The following is a 17,315-nucleotide window of genomic DNA, read 5'->3' on the forward strand; positions in this document are numbered from 1 at the left end:
TCGCTCAGTTGCGGCCGCACTGGTCCTTCTGGATGGCGGCCGCTCTGGTCGTTCAGATGGCGGCTGCGCCGCGTTCTCCGGTACGGACCCGGACTGCCTCGTGGACGTCCACCGTCCAGACCTTGCCGTCGCCGGCGCGTCCGGTGTTGGACGAAGCGATCAGGACATCGAGGATGTCATCGGCCTGCTCGTCCGTGGCCAGTACTTCGATGCGGATCTTCGGAAGGAGATCAACGTTGTACTCGGCTCCCCGGTACACCTCCGTGTAGCCGCGCTGGCGGCCGTATCCGCTGGCCGCGCTGACCGTCAGTCCCTGGACGCCGTAGGCCTCGAGGCCTTCACGGACAGCCTCAAGCTTCTCCGGACGGACAATCGCGGTGATGAGCTTCATGCCTGGACACTCTCCTTGCTTGCAGTGGTGGCTTCGGTGGTTTCTTCGGCCTCGGCGGGAGCCGCCTTCTTGCCGGTGATCAGTTCGTGCAGGGGCTGGAAGCTGCCGCCGTGTCCGCCGACGCCGAATTCGTAGGCGGTTTCGGCGTGCAGGCTCAGGTCCGCACCGGCAATTTCCTGACGCTCGGAGATGCGGAAGCCCATGATCTTGTGGATCGGGTACGCGATGATGAACGTCATGACCGCGGTGAAGGCGATCGAGGCGAGCGCCGCGAGTGCCTGCGCCACGAGCTGGGTGGTGCCGCCGCCGTAGAAGAGGCCTGCCGCGCCCTGGGTGGGGGTGGCGAGGAACCCGATGGCCACGGTGCCGATGACACCGGAGACCAGGTGGACACCCACAACGTCCAGCGAGTCGTCGTAGCCGAGCTTGAACTTCAGGCCGACGGCGAGGGCCGAGGCCACGCCGGCCACCGCGCCGAGGGCGATGGCGCCCAGGGGGGAAACGTTCGCGCAGGCCGGGGTGATGGCCACGAGCCCGGCAACCACACCGGAAGCCGCGCCGAGCGAGGTCGGGTGGCCGTCGCGGATGCGTTCCACCACGAGCCAGCCGAGCATGGCAGCAGCCGGGGCAACGAGAGTGTTGATCCAGATCAGGCCGCCCTGCTCCACCGTGGCGGCGGCACCGGCGTTGAAGCCGAACCAGCCGAACCACAGGATGGCAGCGCCGAGCATGATCAGGGGCACATTGTGGGGGCGGTGGTTCGGGTCCTTACCGAAGCCCTTGCGGTTGCCGATGATCAGCACGAGGATCAGGCCGGCGACACCGGCGTTGATGTGCACCACGGTGCCGCCGGCGAAATCGATGACCGGGGCAAAGGTCTGGCCGAACCAGCCATCAGCCGAGAAGAGGCCGCCGCCCCAGACCATGTAGGCCATGGGCGCGTAGACCAGGGTTGCCCAGATCGGGGTGAAGAGGGTCCAGGCCGAGAACTTGGCACGGTCGGCGATGGCGCCGGAGATCAGCGCCACGGTGATGATGGCGAAGGTGGCGGCGTAGCCGACCTTCAACAGATCGGCCGGTTCGGTGAAGTTGTGAAGGCCGAAGTGGCTGAAGGGGTTCGCGAAGATCTGGAAGAAGTTGTCCTTGTTGCTGGTGGACATCGAGGCGCCCCACAGGACCCAGACAATTGCCACGGTGCCGATGGCGATGAAGCTCATCATCATCATGTTCAGGGCGGCTTTGGCACGGGTCATGCCGCCGTAGAAGAATGCCAGGCCCGGGGTCATGAACAGCACGAGTGCCGCTGCGACCAGGAGCCAAACGAGACCGGCGGTAAATTCCATGGTCTGCGTCCTCTCTGCTTGTGCGGCCAATGCCGCCTGTACCAACGCCGTTTGCGTTCTACACAAAAGTTTCAGCTCGCCGTGTTTCGCCCGCGCGGGATTTAGATTGCGCGCCTGTTACAAGAACTTCCCAAAGGTAAATGGTGCATATCCTGCGCGTTACAGCGATGTTTCGCGGCTCACACCCGGCAGTCGGAATCATCGGCCCACGCCCTTTGTTACCTTGGAAGCACCGTCCTGAAACCCCACCGATTTTGAGGTCCGCCGCTGCATGCGTGAAACAACCCGGGAGCCCTCCACCGGTTCCCACACCCCGCTCCGGCGCCCCGCGCTGCCCCGCGACATCAAGGTCATGTTGCTGGCGGCGTTCCTGATCGCCCTCGGCTTCGGCCTGGTGGCCCCGGTGCTGCCGCAGTTCGCCACCACCTTCGACGTGGGCGCTACCGCCGCGGCGGTCATTGTGAGCATCTTCGCCTTCATGCGCCTTGCCTTCGCCCCGGCCGGCGGCGCCCTGATCGGCAGGCTGGGCGAGCGCACCGTGTATGTGTCCGGCCTCCTGATCGTGGCGGTCTCGACGGCGGCCTGCGCCTTCGCCCAGGACTACTGGCAGTTGCTCATCTACCGCGGACTCGGCGGCGCCGGCTCGGTGATGTTCACCGTGGCGGCAATGGGTCTGTTGATCAGGCTCGCGCCGCCCGAAAGCCGTGGCCGGGTGTCAGGTGCTTACTCCTCGGCGTTCCTGCTGGGCAGCGTGCTCGGTCCCGTCGTCGGAGGCCTGCTGGCCGGTTTCGGGCTGAGGGTGCCATTCCTGGCATATGCCGCGGCGCTCGTCCTGGCTGCGCTGCTGGTCCGGTTCCAACTCGGGGCCCGCCCATCCGCCGCAACGGAAGGCGGGACCGCCGGCCCCGCGATGCCGTTGCGCGAGGCGCTTGGCAATCCTGCGTACCGGGCGTCGCTTTTCTCCGGCTTCAGCAATGGCTGGGCAGTATTCGGGGTCCGCATGGCAACGGTGCCGCTGTTCGCCGTCGCGGTTCTCCAGGCAGGCACCGCGTCCGCCGGCTGGGCCCTTGCGGTCTTCGCCGGCGGCAATGCCGTGGCCCTGAGCTTTTCGGGCCGCCTCGCGGACCGGATCGGGCGCAAGCCGCTCATCAGCGCCGGCCTGGCGCTGACCGGACTCGCGACGGCGTCCATCGGCCTGACGGACAACCTGACAGCTTTCCTGCTGGTCTCGGCAGTGGCCGGTTTCGGGTCCGGGGTGCTCAACCCGGCCCAGCAGGCCGCCGTCGGCGACATCCTCGGACAGGGACGCTCCGGCGGCAAGGTGCTGGCCACATTCCAGATGGCTGCCGACGCCGGCGCGATCGTCGGCCCGGTCCTGGCCGGCGTGCTCGCGGACGCCTTCGGTTACGGCTGGGCGTTCGCCGCGACCGGAAGCCTGCTGCTGCTTTCTGCCTTCTGGTGGCTGGCCGCGCCGGAGACCCTGCCCGGGCGCCGGGCGGCGTAGCGGGAAGAGCGCAAGGACGCCGAAAGGCCCGCAACAAAATCGTCTAGGCTGGCTCAAGGACCAATCCCACCGCTTCCCGGAGGTACTTCACCGTGGCCACCCATGACCACCTGCCAGGCGGCGGGCAAGCCGCCGACCGACGACCACGACGCAACAAGGCCCGCAAGGGCAGGGTGGTGGCCCTGGCGGCTGCGGGTGCCCTGGTGGCCGGGGCGGCGATCGCCGTGCCGTTCGCCCTGAACGCCCAGCAGCCTGCTCCCCCGGGCGGAAGCGTCGCCGTGCCGAGCCCGGCACCGAAGTTCACGAAGCAGGCAGGGGTGAACTACTACAAGCAGCCCGGCCCGCAGGCCACGGCAACCCGCCCGGTGGCCCCCATGACGGTCAACGTCTCGGCCTCCGAACTCGGCACCTCGATCGAGGCCGGGGCCGTCGGCTTGTCGCTCGAAGCCACGGACCTTGCCGATCCCTCCCTGGGTTCCGCCAACGCCGATCTCGTGGCCACCCTCAAGGGACTGGGCAAGCCGCTGCTGCGTTTCGGCGGCAATGCCGTGGACAGACGCTTCTTCTGGACCTCTTCGGGCGAAGCCATGCCCGGCGACCGCCAGGGCGACAAAGCCCACCCGGCCCGCACCGTGACGCCCAAGGACCTTGAACGGGTCAAGACCCTCGTGGACGCCATTGACGGCACCGTGAACCTGACAGTGGATCTTGGCCATTACGATCCCGCCCGGGCCGCGGACATGAGCAGGCATGCTGCCCGGATCTTCGGCAAGCGGCTGGTGGGCCTCACGATCGGCAACGAACCGAACGGCTACCCCAACAACGGCCTGCGCCCCGGAAGCTGGGGCATTCCCGATTACCTCAACGAACTCAAGGCCTACGCCGAAGCGATCAACTCGGCGGCGCCCGGCGTGCCCATCATCGGGCCCGGTACGTATTCGGAAGCCTGGTGGAAAGCCTTCGCCGGCTCCCCCCTGCCGCAGCAGCGCATCATGTCCTTCCACTACTACCCGTTGTCCAGCTGCTCGGGCAGCGAACCCGGGGACCAGCCGACCCTGGCGAACCTGATGAGCGACTACATGCATCCCCGGGTGCGGGACTACGACCGGAGGGCTATGCAGCCTGCGACGGCCGCAGGCCTGGAGACCTGGCTCACGGAGACCGGCCCTTCGGCCTGCCCGGGTTCGAACCCGACCACCAAGAACCACGCCTCGGCCCTTTGGTACAGCGAATTCGCGCTCAACGGGCTTCAGCAGGGCATCAAGCGGCTCGGCTTCCACAGCTCGCTGATCACCTGTGTCGGCGGCCCGCCGCTGTCCCCCATCTGCTCCGGCGGTAAATACCTGCAGCCCGATGGAGCCATCGAGGAGAACCCGAGCTACTTCGGCCTGGCGATGGTCTCGGACGTGGGCACCGGCAAGTTCCTGAAGCTGGAGCAGTCCGGCGGCGGGCTGAGCTACGCCTACGCGGTGAAGCACGCGGACGGCAGCACCAGCGTCTACATCGCCAACAAGAACGACCCGCAGAAGGACGGCCAGGCCACTGTCACGCTCAGCCTGCCCGGCAAGCCCAAGGCCGGAACCATGACGCAGATGGCCGGCCCCGGCTACACCGCCGCCGGTGCCACGGTGATCGACGGGAAGAAGGCGCTCCCGGTGGCCGACAGCAAGCGTCCCATGGTCATGGACTTCGTTCAGGGATCAAGCGTGCAGAAGTTCCCGTTGACCTCCGGAACAATCACGGTGCTGCACTTCACGTACTGACACCGAGAGCCCGGCCACACAAAAAGCCCGGCCGCACGCGGGATGATCCTGCGGGCGGCCGGGCTTTCTGCTTCGGTGCCTTAGTGCTTCGGTACCTTAGTTCGGAGCGGGTGCTAGTTGAGCAGCGCGTCCACGAAGGTGTCGGCTTCGAAGGGGGCGAGGTCGTCGGGCCCTTCGCCCAGACCCACCAGCTTGACCGGCACCCCGAGCGCCTTCTGGATCGCGACGACGATGCCGCCCTTGGCGGTGCCGTCCAGCTTGGTGAGGACGATGCCGGTGATGTTGACCACCTCGGCGAAGACCTTCGCCTGGTTCAGGCCGTTCTGGCCGGTGGTGGCGTCGAGTACCAGCAGGACTTCGTCCACCTCGGCGAGCTTCTCGATGACACGCTTGACCTTGCCGAGTTCGTCCATCAGGCCCACCTTGTTCTGAAGGCGGCCTGCGGTGTCGACCATGACCACGTCGACTTCCTGCTCGATGCCGGCCTTGACCGCCTCGAAGGCGACGGAGGCAGGATCGGCGCCGTCGACGTCGGACTTCACGGTGGGGACGCCGACGCGCTGGCCCCAGGTGGCCAGCTGCTCGGCAGCGGCGGCGCGGAAGGTGTCGGCCGCGCCCAGCAGCACGTCCTTGTCTTCGGCGACCAGCACGCGGGCCAGCTTGCCCACCGTGGTCGTCTTGCCGACGCCGTTGACGCCCACCACGATCACGACGGCGGGGTGGCCGTTCTTGCGTTCGACCTTCAGGCTGCGGTCCATGGTGGGATCGACAAGCTTGATGAGTTCCTCGCGCAGCAGCGCCTTGACGTGCTCGGGGCTGCGGGTGCCCAGCACCTTCACGCGCTCACGGAGGGCGTCCACGAGTTCCGTGGTGGGTTCGGTGCCGAGGTCGGCCAGGAGCAGGGTTTCCTCGACCTCGTCCCAGACGTTCTCGTCGATCTTGTCGCTCGCAAGCAGGGCCAGCAGGCCCTTGCCGAGGATCGTGTTGGATTTGACCAGGCGGGCGCGGAGCCGCTGGAGCCTGCCTTCCACCGGGGCGGGGGTCTCGACCTGCACGATTTCGAGTCCGGCCGGCTCGTCCGCCAGCTCCGTTTCTGGTGCCTCGGCGGCATCGACGACGCCGGCCGGGGCTTTCCGTTCGTCAACGGCACCGCCGTACTCTTCCACCAGCGTTCCGCCGGCGGCCGGGGTTGCCGGATCGTTGGCATCGCGCGTTCCGGGGTACTTGGCGGCGGATTTCCGCGCCTTCAGGAGCACCGGAACCAGCCCGCCGATGACCACCAGGGCAGCGGCTATGGACAGAATAATGGGGAGGAGATCGTTCACTCCCCTAGCTTCTCATAGCCGGATGGCGTCCCGGCCCGAAAACCGTCACACCCCGGCGTCGAGCCGCTGGCTGATGACTGTGGAGACCCCGTCGCCGCGCATGGTCACCCCGTACAGCGCGTCCGCGACTTCCATGGTGCGTTTCTGGTGCGTGATCACGATCAGCTGGCTGGATTCGCGCAGCTCCTCGAAGATCGTGATGAGCCGGCCCAGGTTGGTGTCGTCCAGGGCCGCTTCCACTTCGTCCATCACGTAGAAGGGCGAGGGCCTGGCCTTGAAGATCGCCACGAGAAGGGCGACAGCTGTCAGGGAGCGTTCACCGCCGGAGAGCAGAGAAAGCCGCTTGATCTTCTTCCCGGCAGGCCGGGCTTCGACCTCGATGCCCGTGGTCAGCATGTCATCCGGGTCGGTGAGCACCAGCCGGCCTTCGCCGCCAGGGAACAGGCGGCTGAAAACATGGTCGAACTGCTTGGACGTGTCGGCGAAGGCCTCGGAGAACACCTGCTGGACCCGCTTGTCCACCTCTTTGATGATGTCCAGCAGGTCCTTGCGGCTTGCCTTCAGGTCCTCGAGCTGGGTGCTGAGGAACTGGTGGCGTTCCTCAAGCGCGGCGAATTCCTCCAGGGCGAGCGGGTTGACCTTGCCCAGGGCAGCGAGATCGCGTTCGGCCTTGCGCAGCCGCTTTTCCTGCTCCTCCCGGACGAACGGCTTTCCCGCAGGGACCGGGTTGCCGTCCTCGTCCACTTCGGCACGCAGCTCGGCCCATTTGTCCTTGCCGTCCGCCGGAAGCGGCACCGGCTGGTCGGGGCCGTAGTCCGCCACCAGCTGTTCCGGGGCCAGCCCGAGTTCTTCGACCGAACGTGCTTCGAGGGCCTCGATGCGAAGCCGCTGCTGGGCACGGGCGAGCTCGTCGCGGTGCACCGAATCGGTCAGTCCGGCCAGTTCCCGCGCCAGTGCGTCATTGCTGCTGCGCAGGCCGGCGAGTTCCTTGTCCCGTTGTTCCTTGACGGCCTCGGCATGGTCGCGGGCACGGGCGGCCAGTTCCACGGAGGCATCGATGAATCGCACGGCCTGCTCCACAGTCCCTGCCACGGCGGCAGCCCGGGCGGCCTGGGCCTTGCGGCGTTCTGCGCGGCGCGCTGCTTCCTCGCGGGCGCGGCGCTCGGCGGCGGCAGCACGTTCCAGCGATGCCGCCCGGTTGGCTGTGGCGTTGAGCTGTTCCTCGGCGCTGCGCAGCCCCAGGCGCACCTCCATTTCATGGGCCCGGGCTTGGCTGGCAGCGGCGGCGAGGGCGTCCCGCTGTTCGGTGGACGGCTCGTCTTCTTCGGGGGCTTCCTGGGCCGCGGCGAGGCGCTCGGCCGCCGCCTCCAGCGCTTCTTCGGCGACGGCGATGTTCAGTTCGGCCTTTGCCAGGGACTCGGCGAGGCGGTCGCTTTCGGCGACGGCGCTGCGCAGCTGCGAGTTCAGGTGGCCGAGCCGTTCGGCGACGGCGGCGAGCCGGGCGTCGGAATCGTGCAGCTTTTCCAAAGCGGCGTCGGCGCGCTCCTGTGCCTCGGCGCGCCGGGCTTCGGCGGCGGCCAGGGAGAAGCGGCCGCGTTCGAGCCCGGCGGTGAGGGCGGCGAGGCGGCTATCGGCGTCGTCGACGGCGGCCTGCACCTCAAGCAGCGACGGCGCATCGGCCGAACCGCCGCTGACGGTCAGCGCGGTGAAGACGTCTCCGGCGCGGGTGACAGCGGTCAGCCCGGGGTGGCGGGCGATCAGCTCCGCTGCGGCGTCCAGGCCGTCGACGACGGCGGTGCGCGCCAGCAGGACCTCCGCGGCGATGGTGTCTGCGCCGTCGCTGGAGCCGGCGTTGCTGCCGTTCCGGCGGATCAGCGCGGTGGCCCAGCGGGCCCCGTCCGGCAACGCGGGAAGCGCCGGCAACCCGCTTTCCGGCCGGACCGCCACTCCGCCGTCCGCGAGCAGGAGCGAAACCCGGCCGCCGTCGTCGTCCTTCAAAAGCTGCACGGCCGCCTTCGCGGCGTCCGCCCCCGAAACCACCACGGCGTCCGAATGGCTGCCGAGGGCTGCGGCGACCGCGGTCTCATAACCGGGTTCGACCGCGAGCATCTCGGACAGCGCACCGAGCACGCCCGCGGTGCCGGAGGAGAGCACCCGGCCGGAGCCGTCCTTGCGGTTCAGGCCGAGCTGGAGGGCATCCCGGCGGGCGGTGAGCGCGTCCCGTTCGCGGAGCTGTTCCCGTTCGGCGTTCTTCAAGGCTTCGATTTCGGCGCCGACGCCGTCAAGAAGCGCCGTGGCCTCCTCGTACTCGGCGTCGAGGCTCTCCTCGCCGTCCTCCACCCCGGCCACCTGGGATTCGAGGGCGGCGAATTCCTGCTGCGCCAGGCGGCGGCGCTCCTCCCCGGCGGTCATGGATTCGCGCAGGCGCCCGCGTTCGGCGTCGGCCGCCTCGGCCTTCGATCGCGCCGCGGCGAGCTGACCGACGAGCCGGGCGATGCCTTCGCGGCGGTCCGCCGCGGCCCGCAGCACCGACGTCAGGCGCCTGTCCTCGGCGGCGGCCAGTTCCTCGGCCTCCTGGCGAGACCGCCCGGCGCGCTCGAGGGCATCCTTGCGCGCCACAATGTCCTGTTCCAAGGCGGCCTGTTCCTCCCGGACCCGCGCCGCCTGGCGTTCCAGCTGCTCCGGGTCCCGTCCGGAGTCAGGCACCGAATCGGAGCTGCCCAGCAGGCGGCGCCGTTCGGCCGCCAGCGCCCCGAGTGCACGGAGCCGCTCGCGTGAAGCCGAGAGCTGGTACCAGGAATCCCGGGCGGCGTTCAGCCGCGGGGTGGCTTCGGCGGCGAGCCGCTCGACCTCGGCCTGGCGCTGCCGACCGGCGCCGAACTCCAGTTCCACGGCTTCGCGGCGTTCCTTCAGGGCAGCCTCGGTGGCCACGTCTTCTTCCAATGCTTCGTTGAGGCGGACGAGTTCGTCGGCCAGCAGGCGGGCCTTGGCGTCGCGGACCTCGAACTGCACAGTCTGGGCACGGCGGGCCACCTCGGCCTGCTTGCCCAGCGGCGTCAGTTGCCGCCGGATTTCGGCCGTGAGGTCGCCCAGCCGCTGCAGGTTGGACTGCATGGCCTCAAGCTTCCTGACGGTCTTTTCCTTGCGGCGGCGGTGCTTGAGGATGCCGGCAGCCTCCTCGATGAAGCCGCGGCGGTCCTCCGGGGTGGCGTGCAGGACCCGGTCCAGCTGGCCCTGCCCGACGATCACATGCATTTCGCGGCCCAGGCCGGAATCGGAGAGCAGTTCCTGGATGTCCAGCAGGCGGCAGGGTGAGCCGTTGATGGCGTACTCGGAGCCGCCGGCCCGGAACAGGGTGCGGGAAATGGTGACTTCGCTGTACTCGATGGGCAACGCGCCGTCGGCGTTGTCGATGGTGAGCGATACATGTGCGCGGCCGAGCGGCGGGCGCCCCGCCGTTCCGGCGAAGATGACGTCTTCCATCTTGCCGCCGCGCAGGGTCTTGGCACCCTGCTCGCCCATCACCCAGGCGAGGGCGTCAACAACATTGGACTTGCCGGAACCGTTGGGGCCAACCACCGCAGTGACGCCGGGTTCGAAGTCGAACGTCGTAGCCGACGCGAACGACTTGAATCCCCGGACAGTCAGACTTTTCAAATGCAAGGTGGTTCGGAACTCCTCCAGTGGCAGCTTTGTGCTTCCAAATCTACTGCCCGACGCCGACAATCACCGGATTTGGGCCGCTTCAGGGGCTCTTCAGGGCCTCTTTGGAGCCGGTTCATGTCCGGCGACGGCCGCCCGGTCCGGGGCCGCCGAGCAGTTGATGTGCCTTGCTTTCGAGCCCGTCGTCGACGGCGTCGAAGATAATCGAGGCCAGCCAGACCACCACGGTGGCGAGCACCCAGCCGCTCGTACCGCTGATGGTGAAGCCGCCGGCGAACGCGGTGGTGAGCCAGAGGACGCCAAAGCTCAAGGCGAGTCCTACGACCCCGACCAGCACCTTGCGGGCCGCTTTCAAGCGTCGCGGCAGTCCGCCGTCGGGCCCCTGTCCGCCGTCCAGCCGCCGTTCATCCAGCCGACGCCGTTCATCCAGCCGCCGGAACACGGCGGAGGCGGTGCCGCGCAGCACCAGGCTGGCGGCGGTGAAGAGCAGGACCACCCAGGGGAAGCCGTTGCCGAGCCGGACGCCGGGCAGGATGGCCGCCGCCCACAAGGTGATGGCGTTGAAGACGAACGCGATCGCCGTCCGGATGGCCCAGGCTTTCATGCCCACAGTCTGCCACCGGAGCCGGTGCCGGGAAACGGAGCCGCCGGCGGGAAACGCGGCCGCTACCAGCGGCCGTTGCGCGGGCGGGGCTGGCACACCGGGCAGGTGTGCGAGGAGCGGTTCATGAACTGTTCGCGCTTGATCACGCCGGCCAGGCCCGCCTCGGCGCAGCGCCGGCAGGGCTGCCCGGTCCTGCCGTAGGCATCCAGCGAGCGGGCGAAGTAGCCTGACTACACACGTTAGATACGTTGAACTTTAGATTGTGCTAAGGGGCACGTTTCCGCAGGTCAGAGTTCGTTTCTCGCCCGGAGGGCGTCGCCACAACGCGCCCTGCCTACGGACCAGAGTACGACCTGTGGACTTCAACTTGGAAGGGACGCAGTCGAAGGGAGAGGCCGCCCGCCAGGCCGCCGAAGTGCGGTCGAGCGGCAAGGCCGCTCTGGAGCACCGGGGCCGACCGGCGCTCCTCTACATCACGGTCCAGCTCCGCCGGAGCTTCGTCGCTTGGCGTCACGCTCTTGGAGATGGTCCAGGAGCACCTTACTGATGACGTTCACCTGCTCGACTGTCAACGGAGGCGCAGCCTCACAGACCTTCCGGACATGGTCGTCGTGTGCAGTCCGTCCGAATGCGTCGTTCAGGTCGGCGACTCGGATCATCGTCTTGATGACTGGGCGACCGTCGCGGCCACTCATCTTCTCAGTGCGCGCCGGCAGACCACCCTGCTTGATACGTCGCCAAATGGTCTTGGTGCTGCAATGGTGGCGCTCGGCCGCAGCGGCGACGCTGAGCCATTCGTCTTCGCGCATGTGGGCTCCTCCAGGTCTAATAAGCATCCAGAGAACGGATCGAACGTTTTCATGACCCCGAACGCTTCAATGTGCTCATAGTCCGTGGACTCTTCGGCGACCTATCGAAATCGCTGCATCTATGAGCGGTTTGGTACATCGCAACGCACGCGCGACCTGCGTCATCAACGCAGATGATGATCCCAGGAAGCCTTCCCACATCATGTCAAGATCGACCACACCTACATCAGCGGGATGGAACGAGGACGCCGCAATCCGCCTCTTGAAGTCATTCTCAATGAGCCCTCATGAGCTCGGAGTTCTTCGCAACCATCGAGTTAGCCCTTGAGATGGCCGGGAGTCCTTAGGAAGGCGACGACTTTACGGCGAGAATGACCCGCGCTTTGTCCCCAGGCACTCGACGTCGCCTAGCCACCGTCCACGGGCAGAAGCACGCCTGATCCAACTCAACGCAATGTGCCCAGTGAACCAACAAGCGTCCGTCTGAGGACGAGCAATCGTTCGCATGGATGATCCTCCCGTGAGACGCGGCTCGAGTTCGGTCACGATTACCCGTGTCCGGCGGAGGGGGCCGTCAACTAGTGCGCCGCGAATTGTCTCCCGAAATGCTGTCGCCCGGGAGTCCGAGTGGACAGACTCGGACGGTCACCGCGGCGCGGCCTTGTCGCGCGTAAAGCGATGCGCATGCTGGCATCATTGCCCTGGTGCGCGCCACGAAGTCAGCCACGGTCTTGAGAGCTCATCGAGGAGACATTTGGAGTTTGAATACCGCGGTCGCGGGAAATGGCAGCGACCGGTTTAGCTGGCAGGGGCTGGCAAACGATCCAGGCAGGCGAGACGTCGGAGTGCCCGGCGGGCTTGATCGGAGGTCTGAGGCATTGTGTCGAGGGCATGGTGCGTTGAGGCACCCTCGATGTAGGTGTTGATTGCCCTGGCGGATTCCTCGTCGAAATGAAGCCGAAGTGCGTTGTAGCCTGCTTCGATCATTTCGTGCACCAGGGTGCGGAAGTCTGCTCGGTGAACGGCAAGTGCGTAGAGCTCATAAGAGAGAAGGTAGACGTTCCGGTCTGTTTCGAAGTCCTCGTAGATGAGTTCGACTACCGCTTCGATAGCTTCGTCAGGGCCCTTCACATGGCTGAATCTATCGCTTACCATGTCGCGGATACGTCGAGTGAAGCGGCCAAATGCCTCGAGGAGGAGTTCATCAATGCCCGTGAAGTGGTAGGTCATGGAACCAAGTGGAACTCCGCAGCGCTTGGCGACAACGCGATGCGATGTTCCAGCCACGCCCCTCTCGGCGATGCATTCGAGAGCTGCGTCGATGATGCGTTCGCGCCGCCCGGGATCGATTTGGTTGACCATCATTTCCTTCAATCGGGTACGTCGGCGGTAGAGCCAGCTACTTACACGTACGATCGTACGCTATTGCGGTGAAGCAGCGTGCTCAGAAGCCTGGCGCGATCCCAAGCCTTTAGTCCCGCAGGGGGCGGGGTTCACAAACAGCGGCAACTCCGCTTTGTGAACCCCACCGTCCCGCGGTTATGCGAGCCAGATCGCGCAGTCAGGAGGAAGGACCTCCATCGTTTCTCCGCAGGCGCTCCAAGCCAGCACTCTGCTGTCCCGGGGAAGCGTCCACGGGACGTGGCCAACGTTGAGCACTACACGGGTTGTGCCGTGAGCGCTTGTGACATCGATGGCAACCAGGTCCGGGCCCAGATTGACGAGGGCGAGGGCTGCATTACCGAGTCCCCGTTCGCGACGGATGGCCAGTAGCCGGCGGTAGAGCTCGAGCGTGGATTCAGGATTGCCGTGTTGCTGATCCACGGCATAGGTGCCAAAGTCCTCAGGCTGCGGGAGCCAGGACTTTCCGCTTGAGTTGAATCCGAAGGCCGGGGCGTTCTTCTCCCACGGGATCGGCACGCGGCACCCGTCCCGGCCGAGCCGGAACCCGCCGCCACGGATGTAGTCCGGATCCTGACGTGATTCGGCGGGAAGCTCGATGACCTCGCGCAGGCCGAGTTCCTCCCCTTGGTACAGGTACGAACTGCCGGGGAGTGCGAGCATCAGCATGGTGGCGGCTCGCGCTCGGCGCAGGCCCAACTCAATTTCGGGCTGTGGTTCGGTGGCTTCGAGGATCCAGGGTGCCATCGTCTGGTCCTCCCGGACGAGCCTGGTTGCGTGACGGATGACATCGTGGTTGGACAGTACCCAGGTTGCCGGGGCACCTATGGCATCGGTGTTCCGCAGCGTGGCGGAAATCTGCTGCCGCAATGCTTCGGCGTTCCACGTGGCGCGCATGTAGTCGAAGTTGAACGCCTGGTGGAACTCATCGGCGCGTAAATACCGTCCGAGCCTGTCATGGGGAGTCACCCAGGCCTCGGCAACCATCGCCCGGTCCCCCGGGTAACTTTCAAGGATCGCCCGCCATTCGCGGAAGATGTCGTGCACGCCGTCCTGGTCGGCGAACGGGGCTGCGTTCGTTGGCAGCGTGCCTCTGTTGTAGGCGTCCCAGTCGCCGTCGAAGTCGGGCAGGCCCGGTGCCTTGATGAGGTGATGGGCGACGTCGATGCGGAACCCATCGACACCGCGGTCCAGCCAGAAACGCAGCGTTCCAGCGAACAGTTCCCGGACTTCGGGATTCTCCCAGTTCAGGTCGGGCTGTTTGCGGTCGAACAAGTGCAGATACCACTGGCCGTCCTCCACCTGCGTCCACGCCGGGCCGCCGAACTCGCTGGGCCAGTTGTTGGGCAGGCCAGGAGAATCGACGAACCAGTACCGCGCACGCTCCGGCGATCCGGGGCTGGCGGCAAGGGCAGCCTGGAACCATGGGTGCTCATCGCTTGTATGGTTCGGGACGATATCGATCATCACGCGGAGGCCGAGTTCGTGCGCGGTTTCGATCAGCGCATCAACGTCCGCAAGCGTCCCATACATCGGGTCGACATCGCGGTAGTCCGCGATGTCGTATCCCCCGTCCGCCTGTGGCGAGGGGTAAAACGGGGAGATCCAGATCGCGTCGACGCCAAGGTCGCGGAGGTACCCGAGACGTTCGGTGATCCCGCAGATATCTCCGTTCCCGTCCCCGTTCGCGTCCGCGAACGAGCGTGGATACACCTGATAGATCACCGCGGTGCGCCACCATTCAGAAGTGGGGAATGCTTTGTGGATATGCTCGACCGTTGCCAGGTCCTCCTTGGTCTCCTGCTGCAGGGTGCTCATGCTTCACCTTCCTTGGCGAGCTGGACCGACTCAGCCCGATCCTGTAGGTCTGCCAGGATCTGCGGGTACTCCTTGTCGAGGCGGTAAGCGAGCATCAGGGTCGCCATCACGGCTCCGAAGATCAGCGGCAGCCAGATGAAGACGAACCTGATGGCGTCGATTGCGGACGTCGGCTGGGGTGCGTCGCCGCCGCCTTCGATGAACCCGCCGAAGCCCAGCATCCAGCCGATCGCCACTCCGCCCAGCGCGCCGCCGATCTTCTGGCCAACTGTCGCCCCGGCGAAGACCAGGCCCTCTGCCCTGATTCCGCTGCGCCACTGCTCGTACTCAATGGTGTCGCCGATCATGCCGAACAGGACGGCGAACATCGCACCTACGCCGACACCGCCGATCGACAGACCGCCGAGCAGCACCGGAAGCGAGGTGGGAGCAGCAGCGACCACCAGCTGCCCGACGACCACCGCAACACTGCCCGAGAGCGCGATGTTGCGCTTTCCGATCCACTTCACGAGCGGGATCGCGATGAATACCCCGGCGAACTCCACAAGGGTACGGAAGGTGAAGAGCATCGTTGAAAGGTTCGCATCACCGAGGACGTACTGTGCGTAGTACGGATAGATGCCAATCAGCCCGTACGCGGTCAACAGAAGGATGCCGAACAGCGTCATCATCAGCCAGTACTTGTTCCTCACCAGCGAACTGACGCCCTCACGGAGGGTGAACGAGCGCCCGGCCATGGACGCGGGTTCGCCGCTGCGCTGTGGGGTGCCGTCCGGGCTGATGGAACCGACGCGTTCCTTGCAGTACTTGAACACGATGAGGAACATGACCACGGCCAGGGCACCGTAGAGGGAGAACGTCATGGTCCACGCCCCTGCGCCGCCGCCGAACGCGTCTACCAACGGCATGGTCAGGGCGGCGACGATAAGCGATCCTGCGTACGCTCCGACCATGCGGAAGCTGCTGAGCAGGCCGCGGTCTACCGCATCCTCCGTCATCAGAGCGCTGAGCGCCCCATAGGGGATGTTCATGGCGGTATAGATAATGACGCCGGAGAGCATGTAGGTGGCGAACGCGTAGGCCACCTTGCCGGTCTCATCAAGACTCGGAGCGGTGAATAGGAGCGCGGCTGCCACGCCGTAAGGCAGAGCCAGGAAGAGCAGCCACGGGCGGGCTTTGCCGAACCTGGACCTGAGCTTCTCCATCAAGCCGCCGACTGCGAGGTCCCAGACGCCGTCGAGCAGCCGGGCGACGAGGAACATCGTACCCACCACGCCGGCAGGGATACCGACGACCTCGGTGTAGAAGAACATGAGATACGAACCCGTGGCTACGTACACAAGGTTGAACGCCAGATCGCCACTGGAGTAGGCGATCTTTTCTAAGAACGGGACGCGCGCCGCTGTCACGCCGCTGATTCTTGTCATCATCGTGGGGTCCTTTCGACGCTCCGACGGAGCGTCTCGGAATTGTGGTTGGGAGAACGAGGGGGCAAACTGCGAGGTCTGCAGCCCGCTGACAGGTGCGCGATCACCGCGAAAGAGTAGTGTTGACCAACGCGGGCGTACACTCGTACATCAAGTTGTGCGTACGATCGTACGCCGAGGTGTACGGTCGTACAAGACCCCAGAGAATATTTCCTCGCCTTCGCGGAAACTGTCGCCGTATGGGACGTGAACGTCTCGAAAACCACGGCCCACCGCGAGCATCCCACCCAGGTCGGCCCAGCCCAACCGAGGAGGGCAGCGCGATCGGCACTCTTGACTCGAAGTTCCTTCGGCGAACTAGCGGGACGCCACAGTGGCGCCGCAGTGCACTATTCAAAATCAAAGACGTGGAATCCTTAGACTCCATCGGCCCTTGCCTACCCACAAAACCCCAGGGGGAAAATTGCTCAGTCATCCGGAGCCTAATCGTCGAGAGCAGATCATCGACGCTGCCTACGCCTCCATTGCGGAAAACGGAGTAGCCGGCACGTCGCACAGGGGGGTCGCCGCGCGGTGTGGCGTCTCACTCGGGACGATTACTTACCACTTTTCAGGAATCGATGCTCTGATCCTCGAGGCCTTCAGCCTTTACGCGAGACGCATCGCCGACCTGGTGAGGAATCGCTTGGATCGCCCGATGGATCGGGCCGCCGCCATCGATGCCGTGGTGGACCTGATCCACATCGATTTCCACGCGGATCAGACTGACTACAACGTCACTTATGAACTTTATGCCTTGGCTTCTCGACAGCCCGCGCTCCGCGAACTGGTCCACGATCTGATTGGTGTCGGCTTGAGGTCACTTGGGCGCCATTTTGACGAGCCCCAGGCGCGCGCCATCAATACCTACATTGAAGGTGCCTCCACACACCTTGCCCTCGACACTCAGCAGCAAACGCCTGAGCAGACCAGGAATGCGCTCCAGAAGCTCGCAGCCTGAGGCGGCTGGCCATGCTGGCCACACCCATGACAGCAGGGTGGCCGTCATTAATTACCGATCGCGCCCCTCGGATCCGGCCTCGAAAACCGCTTTTGTTACACGCGTCACATTGAATATGACTTTTACGAGGGGCCGCTCCTCGCCTAAGCAGCAGCCGCCCCCAATCCGCAAGAATTCGCCGTTCCGCGCCACCGCCATCTTCTGGCAAGCAAGGCAGAAGGCCCTGCGGCGGCCTTCGCTTGGCAAGTTGTCGTACGTCCGTACGAC

Annotated in this window: 12 protein-coding genes and 1 pseudogene; 3 read left to right on the forward strand and 10 right to left on the reverse strand. The window is 65.9% G+C overall.

The genetic code is table 11. The features are described from left to right. Nucleotides 1-52 precede the first annotated feature (52 nt). Nucleotides 53-391, reverse strand: a complete 339-nt coding sequence (locus ACN9M4_RS12000; RefSeq protein ID WP_070347556.1) for a P-II family nitrogen regulator — start codon at nucleotides 389-391, stop codon at nucleotides 53-55. Beyond that, complete coding sequence (locus tag ACN9M4_RS12005; RefSeq protein WP_426298148.1) at nucleotides 388-1,734, reverse strand: ammonium transporter; 1,347 nt, start codon at nucleotides 1,732-1,734, stop codon at nucleotides 388-390. Before ACN9M4_RS12005 ends, ACN9M4_RS12000 begins: the two co-directional genes overlap by 4 nt. A gap of 271 nt (nucleotides 1,735-2,005) precedes the next feature. On the opposite strand from ACN9M4_RS12005, the gene ACN9M4_RS12010 reads away from it, so the two are divergent. Both ACN9M4_RS12010 and ACN9M4_RS12015 read left to right on the forward strand, forming a co-directional pair. Then, the gene (locus ACN9M4_RS12010) at nucleotides 2,006-3,238 is read left to right on the forward strand and encodes an MFS transporter (protein WP_426298150.1); all 1,233 of its coding nucleotides are present in this window, start codon (nucleotides 2,006-2,008) and stop codon (nucleotides 3,236-3,238) included. A 92-nt stretch (nucleotides 3,239-3,330) separates the two neighbouring features. Further along, nucleotides 3,331-5,001, forward strand: a complete 1,671-nt coding sequence (locus ACN9M4_RS12015; protein ID WP_426298152.1) for a hypothetical protein — start codon at nucleotides 3,331-3,333, stop codon at nucleotides 4,999-5,001. 113 nt (nucleotides 5,002-5,114) lie between these two features. Here ACN9M4_RS12015 and ftsY read toward each other — a convergent pair whose 3' ends face one another. The 8 genes and pseudogenes from ftsY to ACN9M4_RS12055 form a co-directional block, all read right to left on the reverse strand. Continuing rightward, on the reverse strand, nucleotides 5,115-6,326 hold the full coding sequence (gene ftsY, locus ACN9M4_RS12020; RefSeq protein ID WP_426298154.1) for a signal recognition particle-docking protein FtsY: 1,212 nt from the start codon (nucleotides 6,324-6,326) through the stop codon (nucleotides 5,115-5,117). Nucleotides 6,327-6,371: 45 nt separating this feature from the next. Continuing rightward, nucleotides 6,372-9,989 carry a chromosome segregation protein SMC gene (gene smc, locus ACN9M4_RS12025; RefSeq protein ID WP_426298156.1) on the reverse strand — a complete coding sequence of 1,206 codons (3,618 nt, stop codon included), beginning with the start codon at nucleotides 9,987-9,989 and terminating at the stop codon, nucleotides 6,372-6,374. A 115-nt stretch (nucleotides 9,990-10,104) separates the two neighbouring features. Next, complete coding sequence (locus ACN9M4_RS12030; RefSeq protein ID WP_426298158.1) at nucleotides 10,105-10,593, reverse strand: hypothetical protein; 489 nt, start codon at nucleotides 10,591-10,593, stop codon at nucleotides 10,105-10,107. 62 nt (nucleotides 10,594-10,655) lie between these two features. Then, nucleotides 10,656-10,823 (reverse strand): annotated as a pseudogene (locus ACN9M4_RS12035) (bifunctional DNA-formamidopyrimidine glycosylase/DNA-(apurinic or apyrimidinic site) lyase); the annotation flags it as partial. A gap of 243 nt (nucleotides 10,824-11,066) precedes the next feature. Continuing rightward, complete coding sequence (locus tag ACN9M4_RS12040) at nucleotides 11,067-11,402, reverse strand: hypothetical protein (RefSeq protein WP_426298160.1); 336 nt, start codon at nucleotides 11,400-11,402, stop codon at nucleotides 11,067-11,069. Nucleotides 11,403-12,200: 798 nt separating this feature from the next. Continuing rightward, a complete protein-coding gene (locus tag ACN9M4_RS12045; protein ID WP_426303462.1) occupies nucleotides 12,201-12,767 on the reverse strand; it encodes a TetR/AcrR family transcriptional regulator in 567 nt (188 codons plus the stop codon). A 174-nt stretch (nucleotides 12,768-12,941) separates the two neighbouring features. Then, on the reverse strand, nucleotides 12,942-14,621 hold the full coding sequence (locus ACN9M4_RS12050) for a glycoside hydrolase family 13 protein (RefSeq protein WP_426298162.1): 1,680 nt from the start codon (nucleotides 14,619-14,621) through the stop codon (nucleotides 12,942-12,944). Next, the gene (locus tag ACN9M4_RS12055; protein ID WP_426298164.1) at nucleotides 14,618-16,051 is read right to left on the reverse strand and encodes a glycoside-pentoside-hexuronide (GPH):cation symporter; all 1,434 of its coding nucleotides are present in this window, start codon (nucleotides 16,049-16,051) and stop codon (nucleotides 14,618-14,620) included. Before ACN9M4_RS12055 ends, ACN9M4_RS12050 begins: the two co-directional genes overlap by 4 nt. Before the next feature lie 430 nt (nucleotides 16,052-16,481). Between ACN9M4_RS12055 and ACN9M4_RS12060 the strand changes: the two genes are divergently transcribed. Then, nucleotides 16,482-17,048, forward strand: coding sequence for a TetR/AcrR family transcriptional regulator (locus ACN9M4_RS12060; protein WP_426298166.1), 567 nt, complete (start codon nucleotides 16,482-16,484; stop codon nucleotides 17,046-17,048). The last annotated feature ends 267 nt before the right edge of the window (nucleotides 17,049-17,315 follow it).

It is taken from the genome of Arthrobacter sp. R-11 (assembly GCF_049913155.1).
GTDB lineage: Bacteria > Actinomycetota > Actinomycetes > Actinomycetales > Micrococcaceae > Arthrobacter.